1 protein-coding gene (cut by a window edge) is annotated in these 18,849 nt (G+C 67.0%); it reads right to left on the reverse strand.

Features of this window, described 5'->3' with window-relative positions:
* Nucleotides 1-18,848, reverse strand: partial view of an MFS transporter gene (locus tag NK1_RS00230; protein WP_157104014.1) — the 5' portion only. Its footprint begins 15,742 nt before the window's first position; only the first 18,848 of its 34,590 coding nucleotides appear in the window; its start codon is at nucleotides 18,846-18,848; the stop codon falls past the left edge of the window.
* Between the last annotated feature and the right edge of the window lies 1 nt (nucleotide 18,849).

Genomic DNA, 18,849 nt, shown 5'->3' on the forward strand with positions numbered 1-18,849 from the left:
GTCCGAGGCGCGTCCGGAAGTTCGGCCTGTACACCAGCGGCCGCGGCGATCGCCGATCCCAGGTGGCGGGCAGCCGACCACAGCGCCTGCGGCTGGGTGGCAAGGGGATCGACAGGTGCCCGCCCGATACCGCGGCGGGCAGGATTGAAGGCGGCGATCAGGCGATCGCGGCGATGCGGCGGCAGCGCGTCGAGCGCCCGCCGTACATCGGTCAACCGCGCGTGGTTCCACGCCTGCACCATCGGATCCGATTCCGGCAGACCCGCGCCGTTGACGAGCAGTTCACGGATGCGCCACCACATGTCGGCGAATCCGCGCTGTTGTGACAGCACGTTGTGGGCGACGAGCTGCACCCACTCGGCCAGGCTTCGGTTTCCGATCCGGGCGATCCGCGCGACGACCGTGGCGCAGATCTCGTCGAGCACGCCGGGGGTCGCCTGCAGACCGAAACGTGAGGAGACTGTGCGAAGTTCGGTATCGAACTCCGCGCGGACGAGTGCGACCGCCCGATCTCGCGCCCCCTCGTCGATGTGCGTCCTGATCCTCTCGAGGAGTCGCGCCGAATCGGAACTCGCTGTACCGCTGGCGTTTCCGGCGACAGAAGCCCACGGTGTAGTGGCCGGCGTCGAGTTGTTGCGCTGCCACGGGGTGGCCCCGATCGCCGTGGCATCGCTGTCTTCGCCGAAGTCCGCGGCGGCAGGGCCGGGCCCGGGGCGAGAGGTACCGCCGCGGCGCCATGGGGAGTCGGGTCCCCGAGCGGTGTCGGAATCCTGTTGCAGTGCAGGCTTTCCAGCAGGGCCGCCTGGGCGTGAGCCGATCGGCCCGGCGATCGGTGAAGCGGGCCCGGAGAGTAGTGCGTGCGCCCAGGCCGTCAGTATCGGAACGTCGCCGGGCAGCGGCGTCAGTGCTCCCGCGGTGACAACGGCCGACGGCAGATCACGAAACCGGGCGTACTGCCGTGCTGCGATCCGGTCGGCGACGACGCCCGTGATGGCAGCGGCGAGAAGCCGGCCGGTGCGGGCGTCGATGGCATCGACCGCCTCGGTGAGATGCTCAGCCAGCATCGCGTGGAAACGGTCGCGCAGTGGGCCGTCAGCCGGCAACTCCATGTGCAGCACTCGCGTCTCGTCCCCGTGCACAGCCAGGACCGTGAGACAGGTGCCCAATGCGGTCTCCAGCCACGGTCGTAGTTCACCGCCGACCGTGTCGGGTAACGCCGCTCGAAGGGACGCTCGGAGGCGCTCGATCGCCGCGGCGCACGCGGCCTCGAAGCCGATTTCCTTGTCGGAGAACAACTCCTGATAGGTCTCGGCGGACACGCCGGCACGCTGTCGGACGGCGTCCAGCGATATCTTCGTGTAACCGTAATGGGCGGCGCTCGCGAGCAGCTCGGTCAGAATCCGTTCGCGCTCATCGCGTTTCGCCGGTTCGGTCGAGCCGCCGTCCTCCGATTGCCGGTGTGGCGGCCGCGTGACGGCGACGGGCTTCACCTCCGGTGAGGTGATACCGATGCGGAGGAGGTCGGCGAGATCACGCCGCAGGCGCGGTGCCGCAGCGATGTCACCGGTCGCGGCCCAGTTCGCCAGCAGGCTGTGGACCGCGGCCGCCAGAGCGCGCACACCCTCGACGGACATTGCCGGCTCGTCGAGCACCTCCGCCAGAGTGACGGCAATCGAGTTCGTGACGGCCAGCGCGCGGCCGGCACGCTGAACCAGGTCGAGGCCCGATCTCTCTACCAGGACGACACGTGCGGTGTCCGGTCGAGCGGTCAGGGCACTCACATAGGTGTGCACCACGGTCGCGATGCGGGCGGTGTGGTCGGGCGCCCGAGCGATACTCACTTCGTCGGCGATCAGTTGCCGCAGATCATCCAGCGCAGCCTTGTGCGCCGCGGTCAGTGCGTTGTAGGCGCGCGGGAAGTTTTCGCCGAACTCCTCCGGAGTGACTTCCGCCCGGCGGCAGATTTCGTCGACTGTCGTTGCGGCGAATCCCTGCTCGGCTACCGTCGCCACCGTTGCACCCAGGATGCGGGCTCGCGAATCATCGTGCCGCGCAAGTCTTGTCCATGGTGCGAACAACCACTCGTCCGGATCCGCCGTGGCGAGGCGGATCGACAGTGGCTCCCAGGACGGCGCGAATTCGATGCCCTTGCGGTCGATGATCGCACTGCGCACGGCGGGATCGGTTTCCATCGCGTCGGCCACGGCGAGTATCCGCAGGTAGTCTTCTTCCTCCCCGCGCGCCACGACTCGCCCCTGCACCAACGACACCCGCGTCCGCGACGGCCGGATCTCGGGTCGGGCGTGCGGATCGGTATTCACTGTGGCGTGCACGAGCATCCTGGCGCTGTTCTCCCGCGTCAGGGGCCGCATCAGCTCCTGCAATCGGCGGGCCGCCGCCCATGCGCCGGGCACATCGTCGATGACGACCCGCAGCTTGGCCACCCAGTCGTCGATCGGCACCGGTGCACCCTGGTCCTGCTTCACCAGGTTGAATCGTTCCGCCGCGCCGCGGTGCCCGGCCAGTGCGGCGAGGTATCGACCCGCCCCGCTCGTCGACGGCACCACGACCGGCACGCCCTGTTCGGTCGCCTCGGTAGCCACGCTGCCGAAACCCTCTGCCCGTGAAGGCATCACGACCACGGTAGCCGCGCGAATGTCCGCTCGAATCTCGGCGGGATCTCTCGTGTGCGGCAGCACCTCGACCGCATCCGGATCACCCACGATCTGTGCCAATTCGGTGTGGGCCGCTCCGAGGTCGTTCTCGAAACCCCGGACCACCAACCGGACATCATGGCCGTGCGCGCGCAGCCGCGACACCACCTCGGCGATCTCCGCGCCACCTTTCAACGCGTCGTCCACACGGCCGAAGAGCAGAACCCGTACCGGACTGCCGGGCGCGGGCTGCGGCGGCTGTTCGGCCATGTCCAGGACCGGCTGCAGTTCGTGCACCGATCCGTGGCCCGCCAGGGCGGCCTGCAACAGTGCGTCCGTCGCCAAGGCCGGGCCCAAGCCCGTGACCAGATGCGCCCGCCGCGATAGGTAGATGCCCGCCGCTACGCTGCCGCGACCCCGCGCAGGATCGTTCGTGAGGCTCTCCCACAGCATCGGAATCAGATGATGGACAGCGACAATCTTGGCTGCGGGATAGGCCTTCTCGGCATTCACCGCGGCACGGAGGCCGTCGGCTTCGACGTGTACGATCACCGAATCGACCGACTCGGGCAGACTTCTCACGTGCTCGGGGTGCAGATCCCGCATCCACTCCTCGCGGAGGTAGACCTGCACGCCCGGAACCCGGAACTCGGAATCGACCTGTCCCGGTAGGACAGTCACTTCGTGCCCGGCCGCTGCCAAGCCCTCGCAGAGCGCGAGGTTCAACGTGCCCATACCCGTCCGGCCCCGCCCCCATAGAGCGCAGCACACCAGAATTCGCTGTCTGGTGAGGTCGAGCCGGACCCGATGCCAGACCTGCCCCTCCGGCAGGGGCTCGGCCGTGTCGAGATCGATGCGGCCGTCCACATCGGACAGTCCGCGTCGCAACTCCTCGACGGTCAGCCCGGGATCGGAATCGGTGGGATCGCTTCGGGTGTAATCCAATTGGCTGACCAAGCGGTGTCGGCCGTCGGGGTCCTGGGTCGACGTGACAACGAATGTGGCGTCGTCCCCGGCAGTGGTCCGGGCGAGTTCGGCCAGGCGTGCCGCCGCGGCGATGATGTCCCGGTGCGCCGGCTTCGAGTCCTCGTCGGGCAGTCGAGCCGCGACGGCGGCGGCCAGGGCGCCCGGATTCGATACGTCGGCGCCCGATACGACCAGTTGCCAGCGAAAACCGCTGTACTCCTCGCGCATCTCGGACGCGTGCAGACGAGCATCGTCATGAGCTTCGGCCGGCCCGTAGGACGGATCGGACTCCAATCGGTCGGCGATCTCCCGTGCCTTCGCGGCGTGGTCGCGACGCATATCGCGGTTGTCCGCGAGCCACCCGTCCGGTGGCCGGAAGCCGGTGGCGGGATGGGCGAAGGCGGCGCGGTCGCGCAGGTGATCGATCAGCGCGCGTCGGTCGGAGTTCCCGTGGTCCGCAGCGGCCATTGCCGAACGGACCCACCCGAGAACCGCTTCGGGCTCCGACAACGACCGTAGAGCATCGTCGGGTGAACCGAGTTCCTCCGTCGGCCTGCTGCCGATGCGATCGTCGGGCTGCGGCAGCCCTTGCCGCCCGGCGTTGGCGGCGGGCTCGACAAGGTAGGCCGATCGGCCGACGTCGTAGCCGTTGAAGGTCGTGTCGGCCGGATCCACCTGGACCGGAGTCAGCGTCGCGCGGATGTCGTCGAGGTACCGGAACAGGGCGGGGCGGTTGGTCGCGGCTCGGCCGCTGGCGCCGTCGATGACGATTGCGAGATGACGGCCGCGAGCTGCGGCAATACCCTGTGCCCAGGCGACGAATGTGCGATAGAAATCATCGATCGACACATGATTGATATAGGTCTCCAGGGGATTGAGACCGCGAATGAGGAGCAAGGGCACACCGGATGTGCTGGTGGTTTCGATGAGCAGGCCCGCTCCCTCCAGCCTGGCGCGGTCCGGGTCTTCCGGATTGCGGACGATGACAGCGGCCGTCATATTCGGCATCGCTTCGGCAACCGAGCGATACTTGCCCGCCCAGCAGGCGCTGGCGATATGTCCGGACAGCTCGAGCAACGGCCCACGTGTCGGAATGAATCGCAGCGGAGTCGTCTCGCTCGCGACACCGACCCCCTGAGCGCGCGCTATCGCCTCCTCGAGCGCGATAGCGCTGGTCATTCGACGGAAAGTGCGGGCGCCGTTGCGGCTGGAGAAATAGTGTGAGAACACCTCCTGGTTGGTGATGTGATCCACAAATTCCCGGACGAGGACGATCTCGTCGAGCGTCGGCTCTCCCGCACCGATATCCCGCAACCGGTCGATCCATTCCGGATATTGTTGCATCGCCCACGCAAAAGAAATCGTCCGCAAGTGGTCGTGCAACTCACCGACTCCGGCCAACAGCTGGAAATTGTTCTCGAAATCCTTCAGCGAACGCAATGCCGGAAAAGGATTAGCACTACCGGATTCCGATGCGACGAGTTTCCGCAGCTCCTCCGCGAGAGCTCCCATTTTCCGACGCGCCACATCGTTCATCACGTCGCCGTTGGCGTGCCTGCCCGACGCGAGCGAACGCTCCAATGCAGAGATGTGTCCGGTGATGCCGCGCCCGAGCTCGCCGAGTAGTTGGGTGATCGGACGCCGGGCACCGGTCATCGCCGAATGCGCGGCACGCAGATTTGCCGCCAGCCGCGCGAAACGCGTCAGCAGATCCTCGGTCCACTGCGGCCCGGATCCGGCGCGCAGCTTGGCGACCTCCACCACGTCACTCGGCTGGTATTCCTCGGGCATCGCCGCGATACGCCCGTCGGCCGTCGCCCGGTCGAAATACGCCAGCAACTCCCGCAAAGACGCGGTATCGCCGCGGTGCCACTCGGACGTCGAAAATCTCGTCACGGCCATCAGCACGCCGGCGAGAAGATCCGACGACCGCACTTTCGCCAAGCTTTCCCGCGAGAGATGCGCTGTCTTCACCTCGGTCACGAAGGCTCGCACCACAGCCTTCAATTCGGGCAGCACTGCCGCCCCGGTACTCCGCAAGCCGAGGACTGTGTGCTCTCCGCCTTGCTCGTCATCGGCCATGACAGCGCGGACAGACCGGGCGAGTTCCACTGTTACGTCTGCGACCAACTCCATGGCCGCGCGAATCGTCGGCGGCCGACGGCTCGCTGGCAGCGCGGCGGCCAGCGTGAAATATCTGGAGAATGCGAAAGCACTCGCGCGGTCGATGTAGAGGTCCTCGACCTCGCGCAGCTGCTGTTCGGTGAAGGTTACTTCACCCAGTATTTCCTCCGAAAACTCTCCGATTCGCCCCGACCGCAAATAGTCGTGTGCGATGCTGTGCCGGATCGCGCTCGCGGAATTGTCGTCCAGGGCAACCAGATAACTCCAGGCCCGGTGATCGAGGGCCATCCTCGCGCTGCGCAGATCGGTTGTTTCCGGAGCGTCGGGATCTGCGCTCTTCGACACGAACTGGCGGATCATCGTCAGTAGGGCTTGATCCAGGGCCCCCGCCGGTATTTCAGCCAGGCGACGCAGCTCCCGGCCGATCCTGCCGAGATCGTCCACCCATGGCAGACCCAGACTTCCGCGTACAACGGGAGCGAAATCCGGATTGTTCGCGTCGGCCCGCCGCAGAGCCGCACGGATCTCGGCCTCCGCCAAGAATTCCACTCGGGCAGCTATCCCGGCGATACTCCAACCCGGAGTGTGCGCGACATCGAGCACGGCCTCGTAGCCTATCGGCGTGGACAGCGCGTCCAGGATGTCGGGATGGGTGGCGAGGGTGATATAGATCTGGTGTTTGTGCGAGCTGTCGAGCAGTTCGGCATCGCCGCTCGCCGCGGAGGCGTCGGCCATCCTGTTCTCCTCGACCCACTCGACGAGCTGATCGAAGAACTCGACGATATCGGCGTGCTCGGTCACCGGCCGTGCGTCCACCGCGCGAACCAGGCGTTCGATGTCGTTCGTGCTCAACGACAACCGGGAGGCGGATCGCGCGACGCTGCCGGCAGCATCGCGCGGTGGCGGCACCTCGTCGTACGTGTCCCGCGCGGCCGGGAGGGTATCCACGAACCATGAGTGCAACCGGTCTGCGGACTCTTCCACCTCGAGTTCACCGGCCGTCAGCCACCGGGCGTCGGTGATCCGGCCCTCGCTGATACCGGCGGCGAAGCGCACGGCGGCTTCCACCACCGCCACTCCGGCATCGGTGAATGTCACCGGACCCGTCGCCCGCACATTCAAGGCCACCGCCTCCGCTACGGTCGGCGACCGCCAGTCGGCGGGCGAACCACTGGGACGGGGAGATTCCCTGACCATCAGAAACCGTTCGACGCCGGTCGCGTCGACATGCCTGACCAGCGCGCCCGCATCCGGCGGCAGGACGCCGGGCACACTGCGGATATCGATTCCGTCGATATCCCGGACGGTGGCGTCGCGCGGAAAGCCTGCCGTCAGCGAGCCGGGCGGTGTACCGAAGAGCCGTGCCAGCTCGTCGTCCAGTTGTGCTGCGAGCGTGGAGGATTCGTTGTCGAACGCGGCCGATGCGTCGCCGTGGGCGAGCAACGCCGCGGTCAGCGATTCCACGCGGTGCATCGGCACCGGCCGGCTCTCGGCGTTCGAAATCTCGGCGCCGGACCGGCCCCGCGCATCGGCCCACACGCGACCGGCCAGCTCGTCGAGGCATTGCAGACGCCAGGCAAGCCGGACGAGCCGGTCGGCATCGGCCGGCACACTCGGGTCCCCGTTCATCTCGACGGCGCGATCGAGCACCGGCCGCAACTCCGGCCGCAGGGCCGTCGACAGCGGTCCGCCCGCCACCGCACCGAATTGTCCCGCCAAGGCACGGTATTGGTCATCGAGCCGGTGCCGGTAACGCTCGTATGCCGGCCCAGCTTCGGCCGGTCTCGCGCCGATCGGGTCGAATCGCGGGTTTGCCTCGTTCTCCGAGGGCCTGCTGCCGATGACGTCGTCGGGTCCGAATCCCGACTGGTCCACTGTGGTGGCGGTTCCCGATTTCGCCTCGCCGGGAGGAAGATTCACCACCAGGTCGGGTGAGATCTCCGGTAGGCGCAGGGTGGTGACATAGTGATGGATCACCCATTCCGGACTGCCGACGTCGGGGCCGTCGATCTCCACCGCGGCGAACCCCACCGCGACCGCCTCCGCCGGCCTGAGCGTGGTTTTCGTTTCGTCGGTGAAGGCCGCCTCCGGAAGGCGCTGGAGCCAATCTTCGTACGATTCGGCGATCAGGCCGGTGATTCGCAGCGCCCTCCATGCGCGGCGCAGCACGGCCTCGACCTCCCGGCTGAACCGGTTGTCCGCGGCGTTGTCGATCGCGTGCCCGAATTCATGGATGACATCGTCGTGGTAGGACCGTCCGCTGGCCGGGTGGAACCCGGTCGAGCGGTCGTACAGATCGTCCTCGAGTGCCTGAGCTCGGTCGGCCACCCGGGACAGGTTCAGGGTCATCCACGTGCTTCGGGTGCCCCGGTTGAAAGTCTCGGCGTTGACCCCGGGATCCGCCAGGAAATCGATGCGCAGTTCGCGGATATTGCTCATGTGCGCAACCAGATCCGGGGCGTGCCGGTATCGGGTGAGCAGGTCGTCCAGTGTCTCGAGAATTTCTCGCACCGCGTCGAGGGGGACGCGGGGATGGTCGAATCCGGCGACGGCGAAGTAGGGATGGTTGAGGGTGAACTCCTCGACCAGCCGGGCTTTGGCCTGGGCGTCGGCGCTCACACCGCCGACGTGCGCGGTTTCTTCCGGGGTGTGCACCGCATACCGCTCGGCCCGGGCGAACTCGGCCATCACCCGCGAGTGCCTGTCGAGCAACATGGTTTCCTGCGCACTCGAGAAGTCCCGCAGCCGGTCCTCGAGGTAGGACACCTGTTCCCGCATCTCGGTGATGTCGGCGCGGGCGAAGCCGTGGCCCTGCCATACCGGGCGACCGTCGACATACCGGGTGAACTTGGTGGCGAATGGGCTCGGCACGGCCTGCTCGGAGTCGAGTGCGGTCCGCCCGCCGGTCACCTCGCCGTCCGGGCCGATACTCCAATGCCGTGTGCTGCGCCGAGTTCCGGTGACAGCATCCAGCAGGCCGAGCAGCTCCCCGGAAGCCGAATCCAGATAGCCGCGATCGACCGGACCGAACGCCGCGAATCCTTCGCTCGCCGCATCGTCGCCGACCAATCCCAAATCGTATGCCCGTGACATTCTCTGCGGCAGAACGGTATTCGCATCCCGACCGGGCACGATTTCCCGGTACAGCACTCTATGGTCGTCGCTTGCGGGGTGGGTGGCGGCGACCGGTGCGCCCATCGCACCACCGATCAGCGATATATGCCACTGTTTCGCCGCATCCTCGGCGTCGTCGTAGACCTCCTGGAGGCTCTGGTAGCCGTTACCGAACGTGACCCGCTCGACGCTGACTCCCGGGGCGCCCGGCAGCGGTTCCCGGCGCACCACACCAGCGTCGAGGCCTTCGATGAGAAGGACCGGGAAACCGGTTGTGCGCGGGCTGTGGGGCACGCTGCCGATCCGGCCTTCCGGGCCGCCGGAAGGCCGGTCCGGCGAATCGTCGCCGGGGCCGGGGAACAGTGTGCTCAGACGATCCAGTTCGTCGTCGCTGTCTCGGTCGGAGTCGGTGTCCGGTCGCTCACCGCGGAGCTCGAACCACACGGTCTTTCCATCGACATGCTCGACGACACCGTGATCGGTGGCGAGCATCGTCAACAGTGGACCACCCCGTCCCGACTCGGCATTACCGCCCGGGTTGCGCCAACCCGGCAGTGTGCGGTTGTAGTCGCGAACACCCACCCGGATGACCGGGCCGCCGGGCCCATCGGTCACCGTCGCGATGACGAACCCGTGAGTTCCGTCGTGACGCGGGATGTTTCCCGCCAACTCCGATACCAGCAACTCCGCCGAGTCGACCTGATCGGAGACCGGCCACCCCACCTCGCCGGCGTGTGCCCAGTTCTCCATGATCCGGCGCACCAGCCGCCGAGTTCGCCAGCTGTCGGAACCGTCCGGGGCGCTGACCCGCACCAGATAGTCGTCGACGTCGGGCAACGCGGATGGTGCCGCACTCGGGAGCGCCCCCTGGATCTGGATCTGGGTGAACCGCGCGACGACGCCGTCGACGGCCGAACGAGTCGCACCGAGATCGACAAGCATGGCTTCGAGATCCGCGGGGTCCAGCCCTCGAATCGCCTCGACCACCGACGCTTCCAGACCCTCGCTCACCGCGGAGGCGACGTCGCCGGACGCTGCCCCGGCAACGTAGTCGAGGACCGCCAGCATGCTGCGCTCTCGCGCCGTACGGTTCCCCGCTTCCGGATCGGATGCCACCGCAGCGGCGGATTCGAGGGACGAGCCCGGCCCCCACAGCTTCGTCATCAGCGCAGTGCGGAAACCGTCGGGTGCTGTTGTCGCGGAACGGGAAAGGTTCGATCCGGTCGCGTTCGCCCTTTCCGAGTCGTGTGGTCTACTGCCGATCGGATCAACCGGATCTTCCCCGGTCGCCTCGGTGGGCCGGGCGAAGACGGTGCGGAGAACCTCACTCACTTCCAGCGTCAGCTGCTGGAAAGTTTCGGGCGAGATGTTCAGTCGGGCTTGCGCCTCGTCGGGCGAAAGTCCTTGCATGAGGGCGCCCACCACGAGTTCGGCGGTTGCCGGGTCCGGCAAATCTTGCAGCGCCGCGCGCACGGTGGTCGCGAACTCGACGTCGGCTGTGGCAAGGGTCGGGTCGGCCACTTGCCGCGGGCGATCCAGCCCGGGCGCGTTGGCATCGAGCGATGACGTCTTTCCCGCGATGAGCTGCTGTGCACTTCTGACCTCAGCGGGTGCGAGATCCAGCGCCGCCGCGATCTGGTCGACTTCTGGTTGGCCACCGGTCTTTTCGACATGGCGATTGACGAACGTGTAGACCCGGACCACCAACAGTCGTGTCGGTCTGTCGAGGTTGGGGAATCTCGATTCGAAGTATGAACTCAGCATCGCGCCGCGGACACTGCGCCAGGCGTGGGCAGCGAACGGCGGTCCACCTGGTACATGGTTGCGGATCGCGCCGAGTATCGCCTCTCGGAACCGCTGGGTCAGATCCTCTGCAGATTCCGGGAGCGAATTCCAGCGCCGAGCGGCGGCGACGGCGATCCAGTCGAACTGCTCGAAGATCGCGTTTCGGATCCGCGTCTCGTCGGAGGACCCGGCCGGCGCATCTATCAGTTGCCAGAACAGCCTGTCTTCCGGTCTTTCCTCCGGGGTGCCGCGAACCAAGAACTGCTCGACAGCCTCGCGAAGTATTTCCCGCGGCATGTCGATCGAATCACGCAGTCTTCGAAGGAAATCGAGCGTTGCCCGACCCCCGTTTTCGACATCGGCAACCGTCCGCTGATGACGTTCCATCCGGCCGGCAAGGTCCTTCTTGGTCAGCCCGTGATGTCGCCGGACCGCCGTGACCCATTCTCCGATCGATGCACGGTCGCGCGGGCGAGGTATCGATGTGCCGAAATAGTCCTGCAGTTCGGGAGCGAAGCGGCGGAGGGCAGCTTGCATCGTCTCGATCGGAATCCCCAGCGCTACGCGCAGATCGCGCAGGAGCCGAGGACCGATGGGGCGATTGGTATCCTCCGCATCCCAAATTGCGACGCGATGGTCATTTGTTCGGTTCGCCAGTTCCTGCCGGTTCCAGCCGAGCCGCTCGCGGTTGGCGCGGAGCCAGTCGCCCAAGGTATCGAATGCGGGATCGTTCGGATCAGGCACCGCGAACCGTCGCTGTGCGATCGTGATCATCTGCGCGGGAATGCCGAGTGCGCCGGCGATCTGCCGCAACAACTCCTCGGGCAGGCTTTCACTGTGCTCCGCGCGCCACACCCGCTTTTTGGGAACGCCGGCGCGGTCGGCTACTTCTTGTTGTGTCCAGATTCGACGCTGGCGGTTGGCTGTCAGCCAATCTCCGATCGTCTCGAACCGCTGGTCTCTCGGGTCAGGGGCGGCGGTGCTGACTGCGTCGGCCAGGTGCGGCGCGAATCGAAGTGCCGCTGCGTGCAGTGTGACGCGAGGAATTCCTAGCGCCCGGCCGAAGTCCTGCAGATACTTCGGCCCGATCGTACGGTGATTCTCTGCGTTCAAAACTGTTGTACGGCTCCAGCCCATTCGGGCGCCCAGCTTCGTCTGGGTCCACTCGTGGTGTTCTCGCACCGCGCGCAGCCAGTCACCCAGTGTCCGGTACTCCGGCTCGGCAGGATCTGGAACAGGTTCCCGGAAATGGTCTGCCAGCGGGAGTTCGAAACGGAGGAGAGCGGACAACAGTTCGGCGTCCGATATGCCGAGCACATCGATTACGTCACGTAGATAACCGAGACCGGGGCGGCGGTTTCCGGTTTCCACCATCGATACCACTGTTCGATGGCGACCCATACGAGCCCCGAGCTGTGGCTGATCCAGATCGTGGCGTTCCCGAACAGCTCTGAGCCAGTGGCCGATCGACTCGAACTCCGCCGGGTCGGGGGTCGTGAAGCGCCGCTCGGCGACCAGGACCGTCTCATCGGGCAGGGAGAGAGCCGTCGCGAACGCACGCAGATAGTCCCGGGTTACCGTCTCGCCGCCCTCAACCTTTCGTACGGTGTCGCTGGACCGACTCATACGTTCGGCGAGTTGTCCTTTCGTGTAGCCCCGTTGTTTCCGGACCGCCGTCATCCACGCGTTCAACGTGCGGTATCGGGGATCGTTCGGTTCTGGAACCGAATCGGCCAGATAGTCCGCCAAGTCGGGCGCAAAGCGAAGAGCAGCCGTGCGCAGTGCGTCGTTCGATAACCCGTATGCAGTGCCCACTGCACGCAGATAATTGAGCGTTACCGGGTAGCGCCCGATCTCCGTCCTGCGAACGGTTTCGACCTCGAAGCCGATACGCTGCGCAACCGTCTGCGGTGTCCACCCGCGGTGGTTGCGCAATGCGACGAGCCACTCGCCGACGGTCCGAAATCGGTCGTCGGTCGGTGGCGGGATCGACTCACCGAAATGGTCTGCGAATCTGGGCTCGAAGCGCGCAACCGCGGAACGCAAAACCTCTTCCGGGACCTCGACGGCCGCAGCATATTCCCGCAGGTAGGCAACTGTCACAGGGCGGCGCCCGAGTTCGATGCTCTGCACGCTGTATTTGCTACGGCCCATGCGAGCCGCGAGATCCGGTCGGCTGATACCACGAAGTTCGCGGTCGGCGCTGAGCCAGTCGGCCATCGACTCGACACGGTCGTCGGTCGGATCCGCCCCTGTCCGGCTCGTATCGGTGCCGACGGCCGGCGCGGCCTGATCACTCGCAGGTAGCGGCCGGTGTAGTTCGAACCAGGACGACTTGCCTGAGCCGTCGTCGAACACGGTGATGCCGGACTCGTCGGCGGCGGCCGCCATGATCGGCAGGCCGCGGCCCCGTTCGGCGAATTCATCCGGCATATCGTGCATTTCAGGGGCGAAGGTGCTCTCGTCGAGAACTTCGAAACGCAGTTTCCGCGCGGCCTCGGCATCGGTCTGGGTGATGACGACCTCGACCTTGCCGTCGGTATCGGCGAGGGAGTTCGCCATCAGTTCCGACATCAGAATGACCGCGATGTCGACGCCGTCGGAGTCCAGCCAGCCGAACGATTGGTTCAGCAGTTCCTCGAGGCGGTGACGTTCCGCGGCGACTTCGCTGGTGCGGGCTCGCTCGCCTTCTCGGCCGGACGGGCCCGCTGCCGTGCCGGTCTCCCGCACGGTGTACTGCTTGCGGGTGCTCGGTGCCGGCTGATTTGCCGCGCTCTCCGACGGCCTGCTGCCGATGCTCCCCAGTGCGGCACCGGTTCGGTCTTCGGCAACTATGGGGCCCGGACCCCCGTAGGGCCGACGACCGACCTCGACACGTTCGTCGCGGCGCGGATCGTCCGATCCGGTCTCTGCGTCGTCCAGTCGGATCGGCACCGCCGCGCCCAGGTCCGATAGCCCCGCGGTTATCGCATCGAATTCGTCCATCGTGGTGTCGCGAACGACGACTCGCCGGGATGGCTGTCGGGCCTCGGCGGCCGGGGTGCCCATGCGCGAGCCGACGAGGTTGCCTTCGCGGTCGAACTCGATGCTTTCGAACAGCCGCTTTTCCACCGGCATCCGATCGATGAACTTCTTCTGCTCGCGGCGCCATTCATCGAATCCGACCGCCTTGTTCAGCAACGCCCGGCGGTTCCGGAGGTCCTTGGGGCCGTAGTCGTTCGCGGTGTCGCCGTCTCGCGAGGCCGCCAGGTCGACGACGACCAGGTTCGGTCGGTCGACCGAGTCGCTGTCGTTGACCAGCAGGACCATATGGTCGTCGGCGTCGGCGCTGCCGGACGCGCGGGTGTCCTTCCATTTGTAGACCAGGACGCTGATCCCACCCGGCCGGGACTTCAACGATTCGGCGACCTGCTCCAGCGATTCGGCCTTCTCGAGCCCGGCGCCGAAAACAGTGCGCACCACGTCGCGTCCGTGGCCCCCTAAGGTGGTGGCGGGCATCTCGAAACGGCGGGCGTTGCCGGGGCACAACACTCGCATGCCGGTCACGGCATTGTTGACGCAACTGTTGGGGCTGCGGCGGTGGATCTGCACGACCAGATCGAGCAGGGCCGCGGTGGCCAGATACCGCGACGCCGCGGCGATGATGTCGGCGTCCGTCCGATCGTCGGCGCGCGGCGTCTCCGCCTCCGGATCCCGGGCGTCCAGATCCACCGACCTGGAATCCGCCGACCCGGAATCGACAGGCCCGGAATCCACCGCAGCCGAGGCGATATCGTCCCGGGCGGCGTGTTGTCCGTTATTCGCGGCGGTCAGGTGGTCATCGACCGCCTCGCCGAGGATGTCGCGGGCGATGGTGGGGGTGATCGCGGAGGCCGGGTACCCCAGTGCCTCCGCCAGGACGTTCGTGGCGTCGATCAGCGCGGGATCGAGGGTGCGCATACCTTCGGCACCGTCGATATCGGCGATCGGCAGACCGAGCGCGACGGCGAGCCGATCCCGCAGGGGCGTCAGGTGGTCCAGCGCTTGCTCGTCGGTGAACAAGGCGCGTTGCAGGACCGTCGCGGGCGCGGTCGCATCGACGTGTTGACGTAGGGCCTCCACGGCTGCGGACGGAATTCCGTTCTGCTCCAGCAGCTCTCGCAACGGATCGGCGGCACCGTCGCGTTCGAGACCGGCCAGATGATCGGCGACGACCGGGGCGGGTATGCCCAGCAGCCCGGCCAGGCGGGCCGTCCGGTCCGCCGGTCCGTCCGGGCGGCCGAAGTCGGTGTCGTCGCGGTAGTGCCCGGTCTCGGCCTCGGCGACGGCGAGGGCGGGAAGGTATGTGGAACTCGCGTGATGGCTGATGAACTCCGCGGTGGAGTGTCGCAGCGCACGCTGCTGCAGTTCCGGTGTCATCTCACGGATGGCATGGCTCGCCGCGACGACCGCGTCGTGGGTCTGGGGCGTGGGATCGGCCTGGTGTGCGGCAACAGCCTGCTCGTAGACAACAACCGCCTCACGGACTCCGCGCAGGTGCATGGCATTGCGGATCAGCGCGTCCTGTGTCGACATCACCACTTGCGAACTGCCGCGCTCACCGTTGCGTGCCGTGCGGTTCTTGGCCTGTTCGTGGATGTAGGACTGCTCCGGGGCCTCGGTCATCCAGACGTGCATGCCGCCCTTGGCCTTCACCGCCTCCGAGACCGAGATGTCGACGCCGCGCTGGCCCTGCCGGTTGATCACCAGGATCTTGCCCTGCTCACCGGCCTCGTCGAAGACCTTCTGCAGCTGGGCTTCCCAGTCCGCACCCCAGCCGATGATCCGCTTGGCATCGACCGCTTCGATCGCCTCTCGGGGCACCCCCGCGCGCACCAATGCCTCGACCTGCCGGGCGACCAGATCATTACGGTGACACAGGATCTCCTGGAACCGGCCCTCGCCTCCGGCCCGCATCTCGTTCGCGTATTCGGCGATCGCGCGCAGTTTGGCATGGGTGCTCTCGACCACATCATGCTGACCCTCCACCAGCCGATGCGTCTGCGACCGTCCGACCTCGTGGGCCTCCTGCAGACCGTAGATCTTGTTCAGTACCGGGTTCAGGTCGGTGAGGGTGCCGGACGCGCCGGTCACTTCGTCGAAGAAGGATTCACTTCCGACACGGTAGATTTCGACCGAATCGATGCGTTTGGCGGACTCCGCGTCCGCGCGCACCACGATCCGATGCGCCTCGGCCTTCTCCCCTCGGGCCTCGGCCGCCCGAAACTCCTTGGCTTCGATGGCTTGGGCGAGGCTCGCCTTGCCCGGCTCCGCGCTCCACCGTGATTCGCTCGAGGTCTTCGGGTTTCGTTGCAGACCGTGTTCGGCTTGGTCGATGATGACGATCTTGCCCGCGTCCATTTCATAGTGGACGCCTTCACGGACGAGGAATTCGGCGTGGGCCGCGGTCTCCAGCCGGGAGGCGCCCATTCCGTCCAGCCAGTTCTTTCCGCCGGGCAGTGCCTCGACCTTCGCCCGGCCCTCGGGCGTGAGTTCGGGTTGACCGTCGTACCAGTACATGACCTCCGGTGTCCCGTCGGCATGCTCTCCTATTTCCTCCGAGATGCGCCGGAGGCCGAAATCCTCGTGTGAGAGAGCCCCTTTCGCCAATGCCTCGGTGAGAAAATCGTGGGCATCGAATACTTGCTTGGCGGTTGCCTCCGGCGCCGCCTGCTCGGCACCTTCCGACCGAAGGAACTGCCGTTCACCCCGGTCGATGATGCCGTCCATCTCGTCGATCAGCGCATGGCGCGGTGGCTTGATACCGGCGTTGCACAGATGCCCGACCGTCTCACCGGTCGCGACCACGATCGCGGGCCGACCTTCCGTGATCGGCCCGAAACCGTTCTGCTGATCGGCGCGGAACACGTCGATTCCGAATTTGCTCAGCAAATTCCGCGTGTCGGCGAATTCCTCATCGCCGGTCAACAGCTTCCGATACGTGCTGACTTCGCGATTGGCCAGTCCATCGGTGGTGGTGACGAGCAGAACCGAACCGTGCTGCACCGCACGCTGGATTGCGCCGGCCATGAATACCAGCGATTTGCCCTCGCCGGGTTTCATCTCCACCGGACGCGATTTCATCGCGTAGACGGCTTCGGCCTGTTCGACCCGCAGCACCATGCCGCCGGGCACCTTTTCGCTGATCGTGCCGCGCCGGATGATCTCCATTGTCGCCAGCAATGACTGGTGCTCATCGCCGCTGTGCAGCCCGGCGGTCAGCACGTCGTCCGGAAGATTGTGCAGGCGTTGACTTTCCGGAACCTCCTCGGCGGAGGCCTGGTGGAAGTCGATCAGCAGATCGACCGCCTTGTCGCGGTCGCTGCGCGGCATACCGGCGGCGTCGGCGAGATTGTCGTGATCGGCGGTCGGAACGCTCTGCTTCTCGTGCACCGACGACGAATGTTCCTCCGCAACTGGCGGTTCGGCACCGTCCGTCTCGGTCCGGCTCGAGTGCTCGGGACTTTCCGCGCCGGACTGCTCGGCGGTCGCATCCCGCTGCGGGGCCGAACGCTCTCCGCCACCCGAGGATTCGTGCTCGTCGCGAGCGCCCGGCGGCGAACCGGCTTCGCCCTCGGCTACCGGATGGGGTCGTGCCGATGTCTCGTTGCCGGCGCCGTCCGCGACCGCGGTGTGTTCTCCGGTCGGGCTCGGCCCGGCTTTCGCGGGCGCACGGTTTTCGGTTGGGGCGGCGGCTCTTTCGTGGACCTCGCCGACCGGGCGTGGCGTCGCGCCCGCCGGGAGCTTGGGCGGCGGCGAGGTTTCGCCCACCGCCTCCACCGATCGGGGCGCGGTCGCCTTCCCGGCGGCGGCCGTTTTCTCGGCCGGTGGCCGCTCGCCCTGAGCGGCGGTCTCGGAATGCGAGCCCGACCGGGCCGCGGCGGCGTCGGAGGATGCGGGACGGACCTGGTGCCCGGGCTGGCGGCCACCGGCTCCGTCCGCTGCGGTCGACGTACCCCGTTCGCTGCGTGAGCCTGGTTCCGCTGCCGGGGTCTCCTCTTTGACCTCGGCGCGAGCCCCGTCGCGCTCACCTGAGGTCTTCGTGGCCTCCGCGGTCGGGCCCCATGCCTTCCGCGCGTCCGCCCACGCCCGTTTCGATTCCGCCGCCACCTCGACCGGCCGCCGCGGCGTCGCGGCTTTCCCATCGTGTCCTGCCGCGAACGCGTCGGGTGGCGTGAAGGCCCCGCCGCCGTCGACGGTCCGCGCGGGGGCGCCGCCACGGGAATACACGCCCCCGGCGAACGCGCCGTTGAGCAGCGGCGCGAGTACCTGGTCGTAATGCTGCGGCCAACCGGCCACCATCGACGCCGCACCCAGACCCGATATCGCACCGGCGGTACCGTGCACCAGGCCCATGGCCAGGCGACTGCTGCCGATCTTGGGAAATACCATCGGCGCGAACTTTCCGGCGAGCATGCCGCCCGCCGCCCCACCCATTCCCGCCAGGGCCGCGACTTCGATCGACTTCAGGTCGATTCCGGTCGGATTCGAACCGTCCGATCCGATGATGTCGGCGCTGCGATCGCCGGTGGCGACCTGCAGCGCCTGCACCCCCGCGTCCACGCCCACGGGGAGCGCGGCCGCCTTGCCCAGCATGGTGGCGAACTGCAACGATCCCGCCGCGGCCAGCCGAGTAGCGGCCTTCGCCGCACCGGCCTGGATCGCCCGTTCCAGGCTCGCCCGCATGGCCGTTACTTCGCCGCGCCCCTCGACCAGCATGGCATCCACGGTGGGCGCGGCGGCGGCGGTGCCGGCCGGACCCGCCGCCGTGGCGCTGCTCACCACACCGAAGATGCGCCACGCCAGGTGGATACCGAACGTGAACATCACGCACAGCCATTTCTCCGCGTCATTGGCGGCGGCCTGCGCTTGGTCGGCCAGGGTGGCGGCGTCGTTCCCGAGCTGGGCCGCGCCTTTTCCGTACGAATGCAAGGCCTCGCGCAGCCGGTCGGCCAGCTCGCCCACCGAATCTTCCTGTGCGAGAACGGCTTTGATATCCCTCGAATGCCCGTCCAGCTCCTCGCCGCGTGCCCGTAGCTCGGCGGCCATGCGGCGCATCTCGGAGATGTCGGCGCGCGGGAGTTCTCCGCCGAACACCACCATCTCGATCGGTCGCCGCAGCATGTCGGGCAGACTTTCGAAGGTGTTCCGCAGCTCGACGACGGGGCTGAACAACGAACCGTCCACC

The organism is Nocardia kruczakiae NBRC 101016, from assembly GCF_001612965.1.
Taxonomy (GTDB): domain Bacteria; phylum Actinomycetota; class Actinomycetes; order Mycobacteriales; family Mycobacteriaceae; genus Nocardia; species Nocardia kruczakiae.